At 60.6% G+C, this 20,286-nt stretch carries 16 protein-coding genes; 12 read left to right on the plus strand and 4 right to left on the minus strand.

Annotation, left to right across the window (positions count from 1 at the left end):
- Positions 1–88: 88 nt before the first annotated feature.
- Both FIV39_RS22200 and FIV39_RS22205 read right to left on the minus strand, forming a co-directional pair.
- Positions 89–1,738 carry a SulP family inorganic anion transporter gene (locus tag FIV39_RS22200; RefSeq protein WP_146371610.1) on the minus strand — a complete coding sequence of 550 codons (1,650 nt, stop codon included), beginning with the start codon at positions 1,736–1,738 and terminating at the stop codon, positions 89–91.
- 144 nt (positions 1,739–1,882) lie between these two features.
- On the minus strand, positions 1,883–3,160 hold the full coding sequence (locus FIV39_RS22205; RefSeq protein ID WP_090403500.1) for a serine/threonine transporter: 1,278 nt from the start codon (positions 3,158–3,160) through the stop codon (positions 1,883–1,885).
- Positions 3,161–3,592: 432 nt separating this feature from the next.
- On the opposite strand from FIV39_RS22205, the gene FIV39_RS22210 reads away from it, so the two are divergent.
- From FIV39_RS22210 to pdxR, 7 genes are all read left to right on the plus strand, one after another.
- The gene (locus FIV39_RS22210) at positions 3,593–4,093 is read left to right on the plus strand and encodes a DUF4822 domain-containing protein (protein WP_090403498.1); all 501 of its coding nucleotides are present in this window, start codon (positions 3,593–3,595) and stop codon (positions 4,091–4,093) included.
- A gap of 73 nt (positions 4,094–4,166) precedes the next feature.
- Positions 4,167–4,574 (plus strand): hypothetical protein, encoded by a 408-nt coding sequence (locus FIV39_RS22215; RefSeq protein WP_090409935.1) that lies wholly within the window; start codon positions 4,167–4,169, stop codon positions 4,572–4,574.
- Positions 4,575–4,868: 294 nt separating this feature from the next.
- Entirely contained in the window at positions 4,869–5,063 is a 195-nt protein-coding gene (locus FIV39_RS22220) for a hypothetical protein (protein ID WP_090403497.1), read from the plus strand.
- A 140-nt stretch (positions 5,064–5,203) separates the two neighbouring features.
- Positions 5,204–6,157: a 2-hydroxyacid dehydrogenase gene (locus FIV39_RS22225; protein WP_090403495.1), complete on the plus strand. Its 954-nt coding sequence runs from the start codon at positions 5,204–5,206 to the stop codon at positions 6,155–6,157.
- A 129-nt stretch (positions 6,158–6,286) separates the two neighbouring features.
- Positions 6,287–7,354 carry a phosphotransferase family protein gene (locus FIV39_RS22230; RefSeq protein ID WP_090403493.1) on the plus strand — a complete coding sequence of 356 codons (1,068 nt, stop codon included), beginning with the start codon at positions 6,287–6,289 and terminating at the stop codon, positions 7,352–7,354.
- Between the two features lie 10 nt (positions 7,355–7,364).
- Positions 7,365–8,132, plus strand: a complete 768-nt coding sequence (locus FIV39_RS22235) for an SDR family oxidoreductase (RefSeq protein ID WP_024075896.1) — start codon at positions 7,365–7,367, stop codon at positions 8,130–8,132.
- A 70-nt stretch (positions 8,133–8,202) separates the two neighbouring features.
- The gene (gene pdxR / locus FIV39_RS22240; RefSeq protein WP_090403491.1) at positions 8,203–9,636 is read left to right on the plus strand and encodes a MocR-like pyridoxine biosynthesis transcription factor PdxR; all 1,434 of its coding nucleotides are present in this window, start codon (positions 8,203–8,205) and stop codon (positions 9,634–9,636) included.
- 179 nt (positions 9,637–9,815) lie between these two features.
- On the opposite strand, the gene FIV39_RS22245 is transcribed toward pdxR, so the two are convergent.
- Complete coding sequence (locus FIV39_RS22245; RefSeq protein WP_090403489.1) at positions 9,816–10,445, minus strand: DNA-3-methyladenine glycosylase I; 630 nt, start codon at positions 10,443–10,445, stop codon at positions 9,816–9,818.
- A 217-nt stretch (positions 10,446–10,662) separates the two neighbouring features.
- Between FIV39_RS22245 and FIV39_RS22250 the strand changes: the two genes are divergently transcribed.
- From FIV39_RS22250 to FIV39_RS22265, 4 genes are all read left to right on the plus strand, one after another.
- Positions 10,663–11,988, plus strand: coding sequence for a C4-dicarboxylate transporter DctA (locus FIV39_RS22250; RefSeq protein ID WP_186731549.1), 1,326 nt, complete (start codon positions 10,663–10,665; stop codon positions 11,986–11,988).
- Positions 11,989–12,133: 145 nt separating this feature from the next.
- On the plus strand, positions 12,134–12,835 hold the full coding sequence (locus tag FIV39_RS22255) for a FadR/GntR family transcriptional regulator (protein WP_090403485.1): 702 nt from the start codon (positions 12,134–12,136) through the stop codon (positions 12,833–12,835).
- Between the two features lie 17 nt (positions 12,836–12,852).
- Complete coding sequence (locus FIV39_RS22260; protein ID WP_090403483.1) at positions 12,853–13,557, plus strand: GntR family transcriptional regulator; 705 nt, start codon at positions 12,853–12,855, stop codon at positions 13,555–13,557.
- 139 nt (positions 13,558–13,696) lie between these two features.
- A complete protein-coding gene (locus tag FIV39_RS22265) occupies positions 13,697–14,305 on the plus strand; it encodes a hypothetical protein (protein WP_090403481.1) in 609 nt (202 codons plus the stop codon).
- A gap of 165 nt (positions 14,306–14,470) precedes the next feature.
- Here FIV39_RS22265 and FIV39_RS22270 read toward each other — a convergent pair whose 3' ends face one another.
- Complete coding sequence (locus FIV39_RS22270) at positions 14,471–19,339, minus strand: NAD-glutamate dehydrogenase (RefSeq protein ID WP_090403479.1); 4,869 nt, start codon at positions 19,337–19,339, stop codon at positions 14,471–14,473.
- Between the two features lie 492 nt (positions 19,340–19,831).
- Between FIV39_RS22270 and FIV39_RS22275 the strand changes: the two genes are divergently transcribed.
- A complete protein-coding gene (locus FIV39_RS22275) occupies positions 19,832–20,185 on the plus strand; it encodes a hypothetical protein (RefSeq protein ID WP_090403477.1) in 354 nt (117 codons plus the stop codon).
- Positions 20,186–20,286: the final 101 nt, after the last annotated feature.

Consider the following 20,286-nt stretch of genomic DNA (forward strand, 5'->3'; position numbering starts at 1 on the left):
ACGCGGCGTTTTTTATGCCTGGAATACAAACACATTCAGTTGATGCATCTGTCACTGACCCACCGCTATCGGGGGCAAGCCCCAAGCGTTACGCTTTGCCCACTTCAAGCGCCAACTGCACCGCGCCATCGACGCTCAAGCCACTGAGCAGCACATAGGGCGCCAATGCTTCAGGCAACCCCTGCAACACCTCGCGGGCGTCATGCCGCACGCGAGCGAGCACCAGGCGCTTGCCCTCCCCGTGTACCTGGGCAAAAAACGCCGCCAGCGCTTCGATGCTGGTGCCGTCGAGGTCCGGCGATTCTTCCAGGCTCAACACCACCGCCTCGACCGGCGACTGACGCATCAGGCGCAAGGCCGCGCCAAGGATGCGCTCGGCATTCGCAAAAAACAGCGCCTCGCTGGGCCGTACGATCAATACCCCCGGCACGGCCAGGGCATCGACATGGTGCTGACGGTCGACAAAGTCATGGCTGTCACCCAGGCGGCCCAACACTTGAATGTCAGCTGACGACATCTGGCGCAGCATCAGCATCACACTGATCGCGACCGCGAGCAGCAAGCCATCCAGCACGCCGAGCACCAGCACTGCCGCCACCGCACAGATCACCAGCACGCGATCGCGCCGCCACAGGAAATAACGCCCCAGCGGCTGCACGCTCAAGCCTCGACCCAGGGCATAGATGACCACAGCCGCCAGCACCGGCTCCGGCGTGAGTGCCACATAGGGCAGCACCGTCAGCACAATCAGCAATATCACCAGCGCCGCGACAATCCCCGCCAGGCGCGAATAGGCGCCGGCCGCCTCATTGGCCGAGGTCGCCGAATACCCGGCACCCGCCGGCATGCCGTGGAACAGCCCGGAGACCAGGTTGGCCACACCCAGCGCCAGCAAGTCACGGTTGGAGGACACGCGGTCGCCATGCTTGAGCGCAAACGAACTGATAGAGCCGTAGGACTCTGCATAAAGGATCATCACTAGCGCAAACGCCAATTCCCCGAGGCGCAGCCAGTCGGCAAACGGCAATACCGGCAAATGCCCCAGCTCCAGGCGCAGGTCGATCATGCCGATCTGCGCCACGCCATAGGCCTGCAGGTCCAGGTACTGCCCGGCAGCGATGCCGAGCACCGCGACCACCAAGCCACCGGGCAGACGCGGGACGCGTGCGCACAGCCACAACACCAGCAACGCCAGCGCCGCCACCATTGCCGCAGGCCAGTTCCAGCGCGGTAGCTGCTCCAGCAACTGCGGCAGAAAACGGATCAGGTTGTTATCGGTCAGGTGCACGCCCACCACACTGGCCAATTGCTTGAGGATGATGGTCAGCGCCAGGCCGAAGGCAAAGCCACGCAACACCGGCTTGGCGATAAACGAGGTGACGCCGCCAAGCTTGAACAGGCCGGCCAGCAGGAAAAACACCCCGGTAAGCAACACCAGCCCGAAGGCCAGGGAAAGCCTCAGTGCCGGGTCATCCCCCGCCATGCTCGCCGTGGCTGCCGCTAACACCGCTGCCGACGACGAGGTGGCCGAGACAATCGCAAAGCGGCTGGTGCCGAACAGGCCGTAGCACACCAGCCCGGCAAACAATGCGATCACCCCGGCCTGGGGCGGCAGTGCGGCAATACTGGAATAGGCCACTGCCTCCGGCAGCAGCAAACCGGCAATGGATAAGCCGGCCAGCAGGTCTTGGCTGCGGTTCGACGGTACGGCAACGGGTGCATCGGTTTCAGTCTTCAATCGGCCCAACCCATCCTGGCAAAAAGCGTGCGTAAGCTTAGCCCTCATTGCCTGCAGGCGGTTGAGCCGCGTCAGCTTTTGCGCAGGCAAAAAAAAGCCGATTCGCGATGTGCGCGAATCGGCCTGTCTGCGTGAGCCCTGAGGTCAGGACAACAACGAGTAAATCAATGCGGTAATCGCCACCAGGCCCACCGCCGTGACAAACACGTTGGACGCCTGCCCACGGTACTTGGCCATGGCCGGCACCTTGCGGATCGCGTACATCGGCATCAGGAACAGGATCGAGGCAATGATCGGCCCGCCCAGGGTCTCGATCATGCCGAGGATGCTGGGGTTCAGCGTGGCAACGATCCAGCACACCACCAGCATGAAGGCGGCGGTCATGCGGTCCAGGGTCTTGGCGGCCGGGCGGCGACCGCTTTTGAGCACCAGGCCCTTGAGGCCTTCGCTGGCGCCGATGTAGTGGCCCAGGAACGACTTGGCAATCGCCACGAACGCGATCAACGGCGCGGCAAACGCGATGGTCGGGTTATTGAAGTGGTTGGCCAGGTACGACAGGATCGACAGGTTCTGCGCTTTCGCCTCACCCAACTGCGCCGGCGACAGGGTCAGCACGCAGCTGAACACGAAGAACAGCACCATCACCACCATCAACAGGTGCGCGCGGGACAGGATCTGCGAACTGCGCTCATCGGCGTGTTCGCCGTACTGGCGCTTCTGGTCGACCGCAAACGCCGAGATGATCGGCGAATGGTTGAACGAGAACACCATCACCGGAATCGCCAGCCACAGGGTATTGAGCAGGGCCGAAGGCGCCGGGATCTCACTCGCAGTGCGGAGGATGCCACCGTTCCAATGCGGGATCAGGTACACCGCGAGGAACAGCAAGGCGACGATAAACGGGTACACCATCATGCTCATGGCCTTGACGATCACCTGTTCACCGCAACGCACCACCGCCAGCAGACCGAGGATCAGCACAAACGCCAGCAGTACCCGTGGTGGCGGCATGATGTGCAACTGGTGCTCCATGAAGCTGCTGACCGTGTTGGTCAGGGCCACGCTGTAGATCAACAGGATCGGGAAAATCGCGAAAAAGTACAGCAGCGTGATCAACGCACCGGCCCTGATGCCGAAATGCTCTTCGACCACATCGGTAATGTCGGAGCCCGCACGACCGGAGAGTACGAAACGCGTCAGGCCACGGTGGGCAAAGAACGTCATCGGAAACGCCAGCACCGCCAGGATCACCAGCGGCCAGAAGCCGCCCAGGCCCGCATTGATCGGCAGGAACAAGGTACCGGCGCCAATGGCGGTGCCGAACAGGCCAAGCATCCAGGTGGTGTCCTGTCGGCTCCAGCTTGTGAGGGTTGCAGGTGTCGTTGCATAGCGTTCGTCGACGCTATTGGCCTGATCATTCATCCGGTCGGATCTCCGCATTTACACGGCCGGGACGAGTCAGAAAAACCTGACAGGCAGCGCCCCAACCATAGAAGGGGCGCGATTGTCCGGGATTCTCTTGAATAAGCAAAGACTTAGCTGAGGAACGGTTATGCGGTGCAGACGCTCAAACGCGGCCCTGGGCAGTGGTTTCGGGGGAGTTGTCACTGGTTTCTCGAACGACGGCCAAGTTGCATTAATGAGTTCGGCCAAGTTTCTGATCATTACTTTTTAGAGAAGTTACCTACAGCAAAATCGGACTTCGATTGCATTTAAATTAAATTCTAACCACAACACCCGTGCAATTGTTACACAACCTTACATTGCCATTGAGCAACCGCCAAACTGCAAACTAACATCACCCCGCAACATCCGAAAAACAGCACACTTATATAAAACCACAAGGATTCGAAAATGCGCAGACTCACTATTGTTTTTGCCGGTTTATTAATCACGGGGCTCTTCAATTCGTCCGAAAGTTACGCCAAACCCGCGGCACTTGAACCGGACGTTTTTGCACTGGCCTCTTCACCTCAATGGCTGACCACCAAAGTCTATATCGAAGGCGAGCCGGACAAGGACGTCAAGGCCAGTTACCCCGGTGTGGTAGGCCTATCGATGTGGGACCCGCAGCGCAATCGCTATGAGTTCTTCTACACCGATACAGGCCGCTCGAAATACGCCGATGGTGGCGGAGGTTATTTCCTGGTCACCGGCGACAAAAAGACCCACATCCTGGTGCCTGACGTCGGGCCGAACAGGTCCATTGTCAGAAGGCTCGAGAAACTCGACAACAGCGAGTTCACCTATTCTCGCGAAGTGCCGCGCGATATGGTCAGCACTAACCCGCCCGTTCGAATTTATGTGGTGCACGCGCCCTACACCGGCCCCATGAAAACAGCCATGTCGCACTGATTGAACATTCATGTTTATTAATAAAGTCCAATAACAAGCAAGGTACCTGATAATGAATATGCGCAAACTGTTAATGCCTGTATTACTGGCCGCGACCCTGTTACCCGGCGTGGTGACTGCACAAAACACAGCAGCACCTGTCGCCAAAAACGCTGCCGCCACGCCGGACGACACCGTCATGTTGACCGTATTTCTTAAACACGATCAATCGCGACCACTGGGCGAGTTGAAACAACAACTGGCCAAGCAGGAGTTTCACAAGGTATTCCCGCCTGCCGGTGTGGAGGTCGTCAGCTGGAACATAACCATGGGCATCGGACAGGTTGTCGTGCTGCGCCTGCCGGCGTCGCGCCTGGCAGAAGTCAACCTCGCAATCGAAAATACCGCATGGGGTGTCTACACCACGGAATTCTTTCCAACGTACAATTTCATGCCAATAGCACAAGCAGAGCAAAACAAGGCTCGACAGACGACACAGTAGTCAGGTCCTACGCCTCCAGCGCCCCGCCCCTGGCGGGGACGCGACGTTCCGATACGCTCTCAATTCCAGAATCCAGCTCATTGCCCTTAGGCTGTATGAAACTTCCTATTGCCAGTTGACAGCCCTTCGCCTACCCGCACCACCACGACCGCTGCCGGCGGGACGTGTGGATGCCCAATAGTGGTTGTAGGGAGCAGGTAAATCCAATTGACGACAATTCATTTAAGTCAGGAACGAAAAATCCCCAACCGCCCACCCAGAGGACGCCTTATCACAAAATCTGGAGATTCAACCATGATGACCTTATACATGAACCTGTTCAACGCCAGCCATTTGGGCAATAGCGATCCTTCCTACGGCAACGATCAAATCGCTGCAAAAGATAAGACCAAGCCAGAGCAGGCCAAGACCTTCGCGTTCAACGGTAATGAATATTCTGCCGCGCCCAAACCTCGCGATACCATGATCCCCATGCCGCGGATTGGCTAAAGATCAGTGATTCACCTGGGCGATGGATCCATGCAATGGATTCATCGCCCTCTCACCGCGCCTTGACGCCCCTCACGCCACCATCACGGGAAATGTCGCATACTCTCTCTTCCATCCTGCCCCTTAGGAAGAGCCGCCTCATGCCCGCAACCGTTTTGGTCCTGGTTGAAACCATCAACGATTACCTGCCGATCATCGAGAGCAATGACTTTCATGTGATTCTGGCACCCACGCCCTCCGAGCGCGCCCAGGCCATCAAAACCCATGGCGGGCAGATCAAGGCCGTGCTCACCCGTGGCCCGCTGGGGCTGTATGCCGAAGAAATCGCCGCCCTGCCACTGCTGGAGATCATCTGTGTGATCGGCGCCGGCTATGAGCACGTGGACCTGCAGGCAGCGAGCAATCGCGGGATCGTCGTCACCAATGGCGCCGGGGTGAATGCGCCGTCGGTGGCCGACCACGCCATGGCACTGCTGCTGTCGCTGGTGCGCGGCATTCCCCAGACGGACGCTGCGGTGCGACGCAACGAATGGCCCAAGGTGATGCGCCCGTCCCTGGGCGGCAAGCAACTGGGCATCCTCGGGCTGGGTGCCGTGGGCCTCGAGATCGCCAAGCGCGCGGCCCTCGGCTTTGGCATGGAAGTGAGCTATCACAACCGCCAGCCCCGCGATGACGTGGACTACACCTACTGCGCCACCGCCGTGGAACTGGCGCGCGCCTCGGACTTCCTGATCCTGGCCACCCCCGGCGGCGCCGGCACTCGCCACTTGATCGACCGCCACGCCCTGGACGCCCTCGGCCCGAACGGTTACCTGGTGAATATCGGCCGTGGCAGCGTGGTGGTCACCGACGACCTGGTCGCCGCCCTTGAGCAACGCCGTATCGGTGGCGCCGCGCTGGACGTGTTCGACGATGAACCCAAGGTGCCGGACGCCCTCAAGCGCCTGAGTAATACCGTGCTCACCTCCCACGTCGCCGGCCTGTCACCGGAAGCCGCCCACGACACCGTGCAGCGGGTGGCCGACAACCTGGTGGAGTACTTTGCCGGCCGTCCGGTGCTCACGCCGGTCGCCTTGCCCCCGCCCGTAAAATGACCAATCAGGCACGCTGATCACCCTTCAACACGCTAACCTATTAAGCCGCCCCGACCTTGTCGCTGGGCGGCTGCGCGCATTAGATTAGGAAATAGTCCGACGCCTTTAGAATAAGCAGAAGGGATAAGCATGGCGCTTAACGACCAATCGACCCAGATTCGCCCAGGCGAAGAACTTGATGCCAACCTGATCGATCCCTACCTCAAGGCCCATATCCCGGGCCTGAGCGGCACCCCCACGATCAGCCAGTTCCCCGGTGGCGCATCCAACCTCACCTACCTGCTGGAATACCCCGGCCAGGAATTCGTGCTGCGCCGCCCGCCCTTTGGCCACAAAGCCAAGTCCGCCCACGACATGGGCCGCGAATACCGCATTCTCAACCAACTCAAGGACGGCTTCCCGTACTGCCCCAAGGCCTATGTACACTGCACCGACGCGTCGGTGATCGGCGCTGAATTCTATGTGATGGAACGGGTCAACGGCATTATCCTGCGCTCCGACCTGCCGACCGAGCTGGGCCTGGACGCGACCCAGACCGAGGCACTGTGCAAAAGCTTTATCGACAAGTTCGTCGAACTGCACCAGGTCGACTACAGGGCCTGCGGCCTGGCCGACCTGGGCAAGCCTGAAGGTTATGTGGCACGCCAGATCGGAGGCTGGAGCGATCGCTATGAAAAAGCCCTGACTCCCGATGCCCCCAAATGGGAGGCCGTCCGCGCCTGGCTCAACGACAAAATGCCCGCCGACCACCCTACGTCGAGCATCGTGCACAACGACTACCGCTTCGATAACGTGATCCTCGACCCGCACAACCCGATGCAGATTATCGGCGTGCTTGACTGGGAACTGACCACCCTCGGCGACCCGTTGATGGACCTGGGCAACACCCTCGCCTACTGGATCGAAGCCGGCGACCCGGCGCCGGTGCAACTGATGCGCCGCCAGCCGAGCAATGCCCCCGGCATGCTCACCCGCCGCGAGTTCGTCGACTACTACGCCGAACGTGCCGGGATCCAGATCGACAATTTCGACTTCTACTACACCTACGGCCTGTTCCGCCTGGCCGGCATCGTGCAGCAGATCTACTACCGCTTCTTCCACGGCCAGACCCAGGACAAACGCTTTGCGCAGTTCATCCAAATGAACAAGCTGCTGGAGCAGATGAGCCTGAATGTCATCGGTAAATCAGCCCTCTAAGGAATCGCTAATGTCCAAGACCCACCTGTTCGACCTCGACGGCAAGATTGCTTTTGTGTCCGGCGCCAGCCGTGGCATCGGCGAAGCCATCGCCAAGTTACTGGCCCAGCAAGGCGCCCATGTGATCGTCTCGAGCCGCAAGCTCGAAGGCTGCCAGCACGTGGCGGATGCCATCATCGCCGACGGCGGCAAGGCCACGGCGGTTGCCTGCCATATCGGTGAAATGGAGCAGATCACCCAGGTGTTCGCCGGGATTCGCGAGCAGTTCGGCCGCCTGGACATCCTGGTCAACAATGCCGCGACCAACCCGCAGTTCTGCAACGTACTGGACACCGACCTCGGCGCCTTCCAGAAGACCGTTGACGTGAACATTCGCGGCTACTTCTTCATGTCGGTGGAAGCCGGCAAGCTGATGCGTGAGAACGGCGGCGGCAGCATCATCAACGTGGCGTCGATCAACGGCATATCGCCGGGGGTGTTCCAGGGCATCTACTCGGTGACCAAGGCCGCCGTGATCAACATGACCAAGGTGTTTGCCAAGGAATGCGCCGAGTTCGGCATCCGCTGTAACGCCCTGCTGCCGGGCCTGACCGACACCAAGTTCGCCTCGGCGCTGGTGAAAAACGATGCGATCCTGAAAATGGCCCTGGCGCAGATCCCACTCAAGCGCGTCGCCGACCCGAGCGAGATGGCCGGTGCGGTGCTGTACCTGGCCAGCGATGCGTCGAGCTACACCACCGGTGTGTCGCTGAATGTGGATGGCGGCTTCCTGTCCTGAGTGCACCTGGGTTTCTACAGATCGATTTACGCGTAACCTTGACGCAGATCGATCTGTCTCAGGATGCAACATGGAACTCCACATCGTCATCAACGGGCGCAAGGACCTGGCTGCCCAGCTGTATCAGCAGTTGCGCGAAGCCATCGCCACCGGGCGCCTCTCGGCGGGCGCGCAACTGCCACCCAGCCGCCTGCTGGCCGAGCAACTGGGCGTATCGCGCAAGACCGTGTCCGACACCTACGCCACGTTGACCTATGAAGGCCTGCTGGTGGGCAAGATTGGCCGTGGCACTTTCGTCAACGCGTGGGCGCCACAGCCGAATCGCGTGCAAACCGCCACCGACCTGGCCTGCGCCGCCAACCTGGCGAAATGGCAGGCGCTGCCCTCGCCCATGCACCACCCCACACGCGACACCACGTTGCGCTACGAATTTATCGGCGGCGCCACCAGCCGCAACCAGTTCCCCCAGGATGAATGGCGGCGCTGCACCCAGGACGCGCTGCGGCGCATCGCCCAGAACAGCGGGTTCTACAGCCAGCCCGAAGGGTTGGCGGCACTGCGCAGTGCCATCGCCGGGCATATCGCGTTTTCCCGTGGGGTCAAATGCCGCGACAGCGACATCGTGGTCACCAACGGCGCGCAACAGGCCTTGGATCTCATCGCCCGTGTGGTGCTGGAACCCGGCAGCATCGTCGCCATGGAAGACCCCGGCTACAGCCCCGCGCGCCACTTGTTCACGGCGATGGGGGCCTTGGTCATCGGTGTTCCCGTCGATGAGCAAGGCATCCAGGTCGATCTGATCCCCGATGGCGCACGGCTGATCTACGTCACGCCCTCCCACCAGTTCCCCCTCGGCATGCCCATGAGCCTGCCACGTCGAGAAGCACTGCTGGCGCGCGCCTTCGCGCTGGGCGCGATCATCATCGAGGACGACTACGACAGCGAGTTCCGCTACGAAGGCCGCCCCACCGATTCCCTGCAAAGCATGGACAGCCGTGGCGTGGTCACCTACGTCGGCACCTTCTCCAAAACCCTGCTGCCCGAGCTGCGCCTGGGCTATGCGGTGCTGCCACCGGCGATTTACGGCGCGGTGCTCAAGGCCAAGCAATTGACCGACCAGCACAGCTCCACGTTACCGCAATGGGCGCTGGCCAAGTTCATCAGCGAAGGCTATTTGCTCAAGCATATTCGCCGCTGCCACACCGTGTACGCCGGGCGCCGCGAGCGCATTTTGCAGCGCCTGGCGGCAGACCTGTCGCCGTGGTTCGAAGCGGTGCCCACCGTGGCCGGGTTCCATATGGCAGCGTTGTGCAAAGTACCGGTGAATATCCCGCTGCTGATGGAATTGGCGCGCCAGGTGGAAGTCGGCCTGTACCCGCTGGACGTGTTCTTCCACGACACGCCGGTGCGCCCGGGCCTGATCATCGGGTTTGGGGCCATCGAGACCCTCGACATAGACCCGGCGCTGGACAAGGTGCGCGATATTCTCCAGCAGATTGGCTAAGGGGGGGCCAGCGGATTGGTCATTGGTCGCTCCCGAGCCTCAGCGCCGTTGCCCACGAGCCCCTGTACAACCACGAACAGGTACTGACCCCTCTTCCACAATAATCAGCCGCCCCCCCAATCAAAAATGCGGCCGGGGGCTGCCCCCCTCCCACAGTTTTAACTGCGTTGGGTCAGCGGCTATGGGCGTTTGAATATGCGGCGCAGCGCTTCAATCTTTGGGCGGCATGCACACCCTTCAAGGTGATCATTGACCATCCCCATCGCCTGCATCAACGCATACATCGTGGTCGGCCCCACGAACGTCCAGCCACGTTTCTTCAAGGCTTTGGATAACCGCACCGAGGCCGGTGAAGTGGGATTGCCCGTCCAGTAAGCCAGGTCCACCGCTGCCGGGCGCTCTTCAGGGCCGGGTTCGAACGCCCACAACCACTGCGCCAGCGAGCCGGTCTCAGCCACCAGCTCACACGCCCGGCGCGCATTGTTGATGGTGGACACAACCTTCGCCCGATTACGCACGATGCCCGGGTCCTGCATCAACCGCGCGACGTCCGCCTCGCCGTACTGCGCCACGCGGCGAAAATCAAAGCCGTCGAACGCCGCCCTGAACTGCTCGCGCTTGCGCAGGATGGTGATCCAGGCCATGCCCGCCTGGAAGCCTTCCAGGCAAATTTTTTCGTACAGCTGAACATCATCCGCCACCGGCACGCCCCACTCGTGATCGTGATAACGGGGGTATTCCGGCGCGGCCGTGCGCCAGGTGCAGTGGGTCTGCCCTGCTTCGTCGGTGGTCAGTCCTGGTTTGTCCATCCATCACCTCATGTGCCTGGCGGCGGATGATAAGCGAAAAAAATTGCGCCCCGCCAACCGCTCAAGCATCAACCTTCGCGACCAACTGGTCAGACCGGGACCTGTCAACCGACGAAGAATGACTTGTTATTTCAAAAATACCTGGCCTAGACTGGCGACGCACTGGACTTACCGGTATGACCACAACAATTAAGCCCTGGAACCACCAGGGCACCGAATAGAGATCCCTCCCATGCTCAGATGGTGCTCGCGTTCGATTTTCCTGCAAGTCGTGATTGGCCTGATGCTCGGCATCGTCTGCGGCCTGGCCCTTCCCGAATTCTCCTCGCAACTCAAACCCCTGGGTGACGGCTTTATCAAGCTGATCAAGATGCTGATCGGCCTAATCGTGTTCTGCGTAGTGGTCAGTGGTATTTCCGGTGCCGGCGACTTGAAGAAGGTCGGGCGCATCGGCCTCAAGTCGGTGATCTACTTTGAAGTGCTCACCACCATCGCCCTGGTGATCGGCCTGATCATGGCCTTCAGCACCGGGATCGGCACCGGCGCCAATATTCACCTGGAACAACTGTCCTCCGCCGGTCTCAATGAACTGGCCGACAAGGGCCAACACATCAAGGGCACCAGCCAGTTCCTGATGGACCTGATCCCCAACTCGGTGATCGGCGCCTTTGCCGACAACAACGTCCTGCAAGTGCTGCTGTTTTCGGTGCTGTTCGGCAGCGCGTTGAACCTGGTGGGCGAAGCGGCGTCGGGCATCACTCGGCTGATCAATGAACTGAGCCATGTGATCTTTCGCATCATGGGCATGATCGTGCGCCTGGCGCCGATCGGCGTGTTTGGTGCAATCGCCTTCACCACCAGCACCTACGGGCTGGACTCCCTGCAACACTTGGGCAGCCTGGTGGGCCTGTTCTACCTGACCTGCTTTGCATTTGTCGCGCTGATCCTCGGCCTGGTGATGCGCCTGTCGGGCCTGCGCATGCTGCCGTTGCTCAAGTACCTGCGCGAAGAACTGCTGATCGTGATGGGCACCGCTTCCTCCGACGCCGTGCTGCCGCAGGTCATGCGCAAACTCGAACACCTGGGCATTGGCAGCTCCACCGTGGGCCTGGTGATTCCGACCGGGTACTCCTTCAACCTCGACGGTTTCTCGATCTACCTGACCCTGGCCATCGTGTTTATCGCCAACGCCACCGGCACGCCACTGTCGATGACCGACTTGCTGACCATCCTGCTGGTGTCGCTGATCACCTCCAAGGGCGCCCACGGGATTCCGGGGTCCGCGCTGGTGATCCTGGCGGCAACGCTTACGGCCATCCCGGCAATTCCGGTAGTCGGCTTGGTGCTGGTGTTGGCGGTGGACTGGTTCATGGGCATCGGTCGCGCATTGACCAACCTGATCGGCAACTGCGTCGCCACCGTAGCCATCGCCCGTTGGGAAAAAGACATCGATATACAGCGCGCCAACAAAGTGCTGGACGGCCAGCAAGGCTATGCCTTCCAGGCCAAGAAGCCGGTACTGCCGGCGCATCAGGAGTTCTAACGCTGTCTCATGGGCAACCCTGGCTAATGTGGGAGGGGGCTTGCCCCCGATGAGGACGGTCAGTTGATATATCTGTAACTGATCCACCGCCATCGCGGGCAACCCTCCCACATGACTGTATTAGCAACATTAAGGAAGTATCGACGTGATCAGCACCTCAACCGTCGTCAATTCAGTCGTAGAAAAACTCCGCGCCGCCCTGGCACGAGGCCAGTGGCGCCGCGGCGAAATGTTGCCCGGCCAGCGCGAACTGGCCGAACAGATGGGCATCAGCCGCCCCAGCCTGCGTGAAGCGGTGATCGTGCTCGAAACCCTCGGCCTGGTGCGCTCCATGCCCGGCAAAGGCGTGGTCGTGCTCGAAACCAGCATCAGCGAACCGCAATCATCCGACGCCGTGGCCGACGCCAGCCTCGAAGACATCCTGCAACTGCGCTACACCCTCGAACCCTTCATCGTCGGCCTGGTAGCCCAGTCCATCAGCAGCAAGGAAGTCGGCCAATTGCGCCTGACCCTGATGGACATGCGCGAAGCCCTGGATGCCGGGGACGCCGAAGCCGGCATGAACGCCTACCTCGACTTTCATGAAGAACTGTTCGCGCTCACCTCCAACCCGATCTTCCAGAACGTGGTGCAGCAAACCAGCAACGCCCTCAAGCAAAGCGCCCAGGTGCTGCGCAACTCCCCCGAGCACCTGGCGGAGCGCTTACAGGAAAATGAAGCGGTGGTACGCGCCATCCGCAACAAGAACAGCGCCCTGGCCAGCGCCGAGATGCGTCGGCATATCCTCCAGGAAGGCCTGCGCATGGGCATTCACTTGAACATCCCGGACGACCACCTGGGCAGTTGATTTTTTGGAGACCGGCCATGACCGCTCACGCCCTGCAATACGACCCCTTCCTGCCCACCCTGCGCCTGGTGGCCGGCAAAAAACCTTCGGTGGATGACATCTATCCACGGTTGTTCGACGCCATCCTCGAGCAACGCATCGCCCCGTCCAGCCGCTTTACCGAAGAAGGCCTGGGCGAAAGCTTTGGCGTGAGTCGCAGCGTGATCCGTCGGGTGCTGGCCAAGCTGTCCCACCAGCAAGTGGTCATTCTGCGCCCCAACCAGAGGGCCCAGGTGGCGGCGCCGGATGCCCAGCAGGCGCGGCAGATTCTGGAAGCACGGCGCATGACCGAGATCACGGTGGTCCAATTGGCCTGCGCCCAGGCAACATCCGCGCAGATACGCCAGTTGCGCGAGCTGATAGCACGGGAACGCGACTGTATAGAACGCAACCAGCGTGGGCCGGCGATTCGATTGTCCGGGGAGTTTCACCTGCAATTGGCGGCGATGGCAGGTAATGCGCCGTTGGCGCAGTTTCTCAACAGCCTGGTGCCGTTGACGTCGCTGATCATTGCCCAGTTTGAAGCGCAAGCCTGCACGTACTGTGCGTGGCAGGAGCATGCAGCGATTGTCGATGCGGTCGAACAGCGCGACGGGAACGGCGCGGTAAGCCTGATGACGCAACACCTGGATCACCTGGAAGCCAAGCTACTCAGTGGCGATGCGCGAAAGAGCACACGCTGACTATCTGCGATAACCAAGGCAATTTGCGAAATGGCCGACAATTCCGATTGGCACTGAACTGCAAAATTCATTCAGTGCCGAGTTCGTTACAGACCACGGCCCTTTTTCCAAAAAGCTTTACACGCGGATGAATACATCTATGCAAGCCACCGTCTTTACACTGTTCGCAGCCCTTTTTATTACCAGTGCACAGGTATCTGCCGAGTCAGTTGCCGAGACTCATATCATCACTCCAGCGCATCCTATCTGGCTGCTTGAACGACCCTACGCAGACGGCCCGATGCTGACCGCACGTACTTTTGGAGGGAGTGCTTACGGCGATTACCACGGGAAGGCCAACCTTGCGATCAGCTGTCACCCACAGAACCCAGAAGCCCACCTGACGCTGGAAATCAGCCCGCAATCGCTGGGCTTTGACATCGATCCATTTGAAGGCAAGGATGCCAGCGCCAATGGGCCACTGAGTATCACGACAGGACGACGCACCGCCGTCGATCACTCGGTAAATGGCGTCTGGAATGACGGTGGGGCTTTCCAGATAGATACGATCTTTGCGCTCAGCACCTTTGTCCCGCGAAATGAATTAGCCTACTGGGCCAGCGATGCCTCGCGCGGGCAAACACTGACACTCTCACTGGCGCCCGCGAAAGAGGGTGGCAAGCCATTGACTGCAACGTTCTCATTACCAGCAAACAATAGTGGGTTGAAAAAAGCCATCCAGCCTTGCCTGGGTGCTGCCAGCGCGTGAGAACACTCGGTCACCCTGTAGGAGCTGGCTTACCATTGATGATGCCGGTGGGTTCGCCGAAAGGCTAAGGGCTTCATCGCCGGCAAGCCGGCTCCTACAGGAATTCAACGCACACAAAAAAGCCCCCGCATCTCACAATGTGGGGGCTTTCGTTTTACCAAGGCATCAAGCCGGTTGCAGCACCGACTGTCCACTCAACGCCAGGTCCAGCAACTCACGGTTGGCCACCGCGTACATGGCGTAGTCCGTGCCGACCGCAGCACGGATTTCCACCATCATTGCGACCCAACGATCGGCCATGTCCTTGTGCTGCTCAAGCCACAAGGCCACGCGGGCTTCCATGTCTTGCGGCGCGTCGGCCATTTGCAGGACGGAAATGGTGATCGCCCGTTGCTGCCAGTCCACATCGTCGCGGAACGCTTCGCGCGCCTGGGCCTGCCAGTTGTTGGCCACGGGCAGATCGCTGATCTGCTGCAGGTACCACGGCAAATCCAGGGCGCTGCCGACGGCGAAGTAGGCCTTGGCCACTTCGGCGGCGTCATGCCCGGTGACGTCGGCGGCTTCGATGATCGGCAGCAAGGTGTACAGGTGGGTAGTGCCTGCAACCATGCGCGCCAACAACTCCGGCACGCCGGCTTCGGTGTAGGCCTGGTAGCGGGTCTGCCAGCCTTCGCGGGTCGGACCTTCCAGCAGTTCGTCGAGCTTGAGGCCCAACGCGGCCAGGTGCGGACCGAAATGTGCGGTGTCACGGCCAGCGTCCTGCTCGTTGCGACGGCTGCGCAGGAACCAGCGCGTGGCGCGACGGCCCAGGCGCATCAGCTCATCCATCAACTGCAATTGCACGTCAGCGGAGACCTGGTGGTCCAGGGCTTCAATCTGGCGGAACCAATGCGGGAGGTGGAAGATGTCACGCACGATCACATAAGCACCGGCCACGTTCGCCGGGCTCATGCCCGTCGACTCCTTGAGTCGCTGAACGAAGGTGATGCCCATGTGGTTGACCAGGTCGTTGGCGATCTGGGTGCTGACGATCTCGCGCTTCAGGCGGTGGCGACGCATGGCCTCGCCGAACTTGGCGACCAGGCTCGGTGGGAACGCGGTCTCCATGTCACGGGTGAGGTATTCGTCATCCGGTACCTGCGACTTGAGCAGCGCTTCCTTGAGGTCGATCTTGCTGTAGGAGATCAGCACCGACAGCTCCGGACGGGTCAGGCCCTTGCCGGTCGCGGCGCGCTCGGTGAGCTGCTCCTCGGTCGGCAGGTACTCGATGGCGCGGTCCAGCTTGCCACGGCCTTCCAGGTCGCTCATCAGGCGTTTGTACTCGGCGGCACGCTCGTAGGCACGGCGCGCAGCCAGGGACAGGGCCTGGGTCTGCTTGTAGTTGTTGCCCAACACCAGGCTGCCGACTTCGTCGGTCATGCTCGCCAGCAACTGGTTGCGTTGCTTGTCGGTCATGTCACCGGCCTGCACCACTTCGTTGAGCAGGATCTTGATGTTCACTTCGTGGTCGGAGCAGTCCACACCACCGGCGTTGTCGATGAAGTCGGTGTTGGAACCGCCGCCATTGAGGCCGAACTCCACACGACCCAGCTGGGTCATGCCGAGGTTACCGCCCTCGCCCACCACTTTGCAGCGCAGCTCGTTGCCGTTGACACGCAGCGCGTCGTTGGCCTTGTCGCCTACATCGGCATGGCTTTCAGTGCTGGCCTTGACGTAGGTACCGATACCGCCGTTCCACAACAGGTCCACCGGCGCCTTGAGCAAGGCGTTCAGCAGTTCGGTCGGGGTCAGCTTGTCGGCCTTGATATCGAAGCGTTCTTTCATCTGTGGCGAGATGGCAATGCTCTTCGCGCTGCGCGAGAAGATACCGCCGCCTTCGGACATGATGCTGGTGTCGTAGTCGGTCCAGGCCGAACGCGGCAGCTCGAACATGCGCTGGCGCTCGACGAAGCTGGTGGCCGGGTTCGGGTTCGGGTCGATGAAGATATGCAGGTGATTGAAGGCCGCGACCAGTTGCAGCTTATCGGACATCAACAGGCCGTTACCGAACACGTCACCGGCCATATCGCCGACGCCCACCACAGTGATGCTGTCTTCCTGCACGTTGATGCCGCGCTCACGGAAGTGACGCTGCACACCGACCCACGCGCCCTTGGCGGTGATGCCCATTTTCTTGTGGTCGTAACCGGCGGAACCGCCGGAGGCGAACGCATCGCCCAGCCAGAAGCCGTAGTCGATGGCGATGCCGTTGGCGATGTCGGAGAAGGTCGCAGTGCCCTTGTCCGCAGCGACTACCAGGTACGGGTCATCGTCGTCATGGCGCACGACATTGGCCGGCGGCACCAGGGCGCCGTCCTTGAGGTTGTCGGTGATGTCCAGCAAGCCGGAAATGAAGATGCGGTAGCAGGCGATGCCCTCGGCCGCAATCTCGTCACGGCTGCCACCCAGTGGCAGGCGACGCGGCAGGAAGCCGCCCTTGGCGCCCACCGGCACGATCACCGAGTTCTTCACTTGCTGGGCTTTTACCAGGCCGAGCACTTCGGTCCGGAAGTCTTCTTCACGGTCGGACCAGCGCAGGCCGCCACGGGCAACGTTGCCAAAGCGCAGGTGCACGCCTTCGACACGCGGCGAGTAGACGAAGATTTCAAACTTCGGCACCGGCTTGGGCAGCTCAGGGATCGCGCGCGGGTCGAACTTGAAGCTGAAGTACGACTTGTTCTGGCCGTTGGCGTCGGTCTGGTAGAAGTTGGTGCGCAGGGTGGCCTTGATCAAGTCCAGGTAGCGACGCAGGATGCGGTCTTCGTTGAGCACCTGGACGTCGTCCAGCGCCGTGAGGATCGCTTGTTCCAGGCGTTGCTGCTTGTCTTCCAGGTCATCGGCGGTGAGCTTGCGCGCCAGGTAAAAGCGGGTCTTGAACAACCGGGTCAACTCGCGGGCGATGTCGGTGTGGTTGTTCAGGGTGCTGGCGATGTAGCCGAGGTCGAAGCCCAGGCGGATTTGTTTCAGGTAACGGGCGTAGGCACGCAGCAGCGCGACGTCGCGCCATGGCAGGCCGGCGGTGAGTACCAAGCGGTTGAACGCATCGTTCTCGGCATCGCCATGCACGATGTGCACGAACGCGTCCTGCAGGGTGTCGTTGAGCTGCTGGATGTCCAGGTTCACGCCTTCGGCGGCGATGAACGCAAAATCGTGGATCCAGAACTCGCGGCCGTTGGCATGGCGCAGGCGGTACGGGAACTCACCGAGCACGCGCAGGCCAAGGTTTTCCAGGATCGGCAGCACGTCGGACAGCGCCAGCGGGGTATCCGCGTGGTAGAGCTTGCAATGCAGCTCGCGCTGGCCGGAAACCTGGCCCAGCGGCTGATAGAAGCTCATCACCAGCGGGTTGGCTTCGGTGAGGCTGAGCAGGTGCTGCATATCGACCACGGCCGAGTGCGCAGCGAAACGCTCGCGGTAGCCGGCCGGGAAGCCTTTCGGAAAGTCGGCCAGCACATTGGTGCCGTGGGCTTCGCCAAAGCTTTCCACAACGAGGCTGGAGTAGTCGTCCTGCCAGCTGCGGCAGGCCTGCACCACTTCTTTTTCCAGTTGCAGTGTGTCGATGTCCAGGCGGTTCTTCGGGTCGACCCGCAGAATCAGTTGCACGCGCGCTAGCACCGATTCGGAGAAGAAGGTCCAGAATTCGCAGTCCGAGGCCTTCAGGCGATCCATCAGCACTTGCTGGATTTTCTGGCGCACTTCGGTGGAATAGATGTCACGCGGCACGTAGGCCAGGCAGTAGCAGAAACGACCGTACGGGTCTTTGCGCAGGAACACGCGGATCTTGTTGCGCTCCTGGATCTGCACGATCGACATCACGGTGCTGAACAGCTCGTCGACCGGGGTCTGGAACAGGTCGTCACGGGGCAGCACTTCAACGACTTGAGCAAGCTCCTTGCCCAGGTGAGCCTTGGCCTGGAAGCCCGAACGGCGTTCTATCTCCGCGACCTTGCGACGGATATAAGGGATGACGCGCACGCTTTCGCCGTACACCGAAGAGGTGTAGAGGCCCATGAAGCGGCATTCCTTGATCACCTTGCCGTCGGCATCGATCTGGCGGATCGACACGTAGTCCGGGTAAGCCGGGCGGTGTACGCGGCTTGGGTGCGCGGCCTTGGCGAACGACAGCACGGTCGGCTCGCGCAGGTACGCCACGGCGTAGTCTTCGATGCGCAGGTCGTCGGCGGTCAGGCCGGCGCGCAGCAGTTTGGTCAGACCGAGGAACGAGCTGGCGTCATATTCGATATGACCGCCGTCCGCCTCGTCACGTACCACGAATTCTTCATAGCCAAGGAAGGTGAAGTGGTTGCCCACCAGCCATTCCAGGAAGTTCTTGATCTCGGCTTTCTCTTCGCCGTCGATGCCGAACGGGCTGGCGTCGATACCGTCCAGCAGCTCCTGGACCTTGGCCTTCATCGGTTCGAAATCGGCCACGGCCACGCGCACTTCGCCCAGTACCTGCTCAAGCTCTTTGCTCAGCACGTTCAGTTCGGCGGCATTGGCGCAGCGGTCGATTTCCAGGTACATCAGCGATTCTTGCTGGATGCCTTCGGCCTGGGTGCCTTTGGGCAGGATTTCCAGCAACTCGCCCTTGCTGCCACGACGCACACTGAGCACGGTGGTTTGCAGGGTATGGATGCTGTAGCCACGGCGGTTCAGCTCGGTGCGTACCGAGTCCACCAGGAATGGCAGGTCATGGTGCAGCACTTCGACCGCAGTGTGGGTCGATTGCCAGCCATGACGCTCATAATCGGGGTTGTAGACCCGCACTTGCGGTTGGGTGTGATCAAAGCGCTCAAGCAGGCGCCAGGCAGACAGGGTGCAACCGGCCAGGTCGGACAGGCGACGCTGGGTCAGTTCATCGAGGGAAATGATGCCGAAGAATTGTTCAGCGAACAGCGCCACTTGTGGCAGTGCCTGTTCACTGATGTGCTGCGCCAGTGCCGCTTGCAGTTGATGCTGGAAGTCGGCCTTGCTGGCTGCGGTGAAGAACGCCATCTGTGGTACTCCGCTTGGGCTTGTTATTGATGGAAGCGTCGCGTGTTATCCCCTTGCGGGGAGACCGTCAACTCTGTTCGCAGGTAACGAGTTAAGCACCATAAACGAATCAGAGTGACAGGTGGGTGAAGCTGGACAAGACAGTCAGGTCACATACAACTTCCATAAGATGCGCACCTTGCCGGGTGACGGTACGACGGGCAGGTCAGACGCTCGACACAGGGCTCATCCGTTGCGCAGCTTAACGAGTGTAGGAAGACAGCTGCTTGCGATGCTGCGACATATTCGGTCATCGGTACGCAGGGTTGCGGTTGCGACTTGTGCAACCCGGAATTTTCGGTAGAAAAACCGACTATTTCCCACGCCACGAGTACCAAAAATGACTGGTATTGCCCGCCAGGTCATGCGTTGGGTCTGACACAGGATGCAGCACAAAATTCGCCGCAATGGCACAATTGCCTACGTAACGCCCTACCCCAGACAGGATTTCCCATGCTGCAACTGAAAACCGACGCATTGATGGCCACCCCGTGCGACGAAGAAGAAGACAACATGGCCATGCTTTGCTGCCACGGCAAGAACGGCGAGATGTTCATGCTCACCCGCTACCCCGACGAAGACGAAGTGGAGCTGACCTGGGACTACGAACCGTCGACCCTGGACGGGCTGAAAGTCACCCTGAGTGATACAACCCTGCGGGTGGAACTGGCCGCCGGTGATGCCGATGCCCTGGGTGGCAAGGACCATCTGCAAATCAGCCACGCCACGGCACCGGCAGATCTGTCAGAAGTGGAAGAAACCCTGCAAAACATCCTCAAGGGCACGGGCGTCTACATACGTGCCTGAATAGCTGCGGGCGCGGACACGACCGAACCTGGAACCGTTTGTCGCTACTGTTATTTCTAACAGTATCGGTACCGATGTTTTGCGCCTTAGCTGATCGAAGT

The sequence above is a fragment of the Pseudomonas grimontii genome (genome assembly GCF_007858185.1).
GTDB classification, from domain to species: Bacteria; Pseudomonadota; Gammaproteobacteria; order Pseudomonadales; family Pseudomonadaceae; genus Aquipseudomonas; species Aquipseudomonas grimontii.

Excerpts from the sequence above, each read along its gene's own strand:
- FIV39_RS22205 (WP_090403500.1), bottom strand. The coding sequence starts at position 3,160 with ATGAATGATCAGGCCAATAGCGTCGACGAACGCTATGCAACGACACCT.
- FIV39_RS22210 (WP_090403498.1), top strand. The coding sequence starts at position 3,593 with ATGCGCAGACTCACTATTGTTTTTGCCGGTTTATTAATCACGGGGCTC.
- FIV39_RS22215 (WP_090409935.1), top strand. The coding sequence starts at position 4,167 with ATGCCTGTATTACTGGCCGCGACCCTGTTACCCGGCGTGGTGACTGCA.
- FIV39_RS22220 (WP_090403497.1), top strand. The coding sequence starts at position 4,869 with ATGATGACCTTATACATGAACCTGTTCAACGCCAGCCATTTGGGCAAT.
- FIV39_RS22225 (WP_090403495.1), top strand. The coding sequence starts at position 5,204 with ATGCCCGCAACCGTTTTGGTCCTGGTTGAAACCATCAACGATTACCTG.
- FIV39_RS22230 (WP_090403493.1), top strand. The coding sequence starts at position 6,287 with ATGGCGCTTAACGACCAATCGACCCAGATTCGCCCAGGCGAAGAACTT.
- FIV39_RS22235 (WP_024075896.1), top strand. The coding sequence starts at position 7,365 with ATGTCCAAGACCCACCTGTTCGACCTCGACGGCAAGATTGCTTTTGTG.
- pdxR (WP_090403491.1), top strand. The coding sequence starts at position 8,203 with ATGGAACTCCACATCGTCATCAACGGGCGCAAGGACCTGGCTGCCCAG.
- FIV39_RS22245 (WP_090403489.1), bottom strand. The coding sequence starts at position 10,445 with ATGGACAAACCAGGACTGACCACCGACGAAGCAGGGCAGACCCACTGC.
- FIV39_RS22260 (WP_090403483.1), top strand. The coding sequence starts at position 12,853 with ATGACCGCTCACGCCCTGCAATACGACCCCTTCCTGCCCACCCTGCGC.
- FIV39_RS22265 (WP_090403481.1), top strand. The coding sequence starts at position 13,697 with ATGCAAGCCACCGTCTTTACACTGTTCGCAGCCCTTTTTATTACCAGT.
- FIV39_RS22270 (WP_090403479.1), bottom strand. The coding sequence starts at position 19,339 with ATGGCGTTCTTCACCGCAGCCAGCAAGGCCGACTTCCAGCATCAACTG.
- FIV39_RS22275 (WP_090403477.1), top strand. The coding sequence starts at position 19,832 with ATGCTGCAACTGAAAACCGACGCATTGATGGCCACCCCGTGCGACGAA.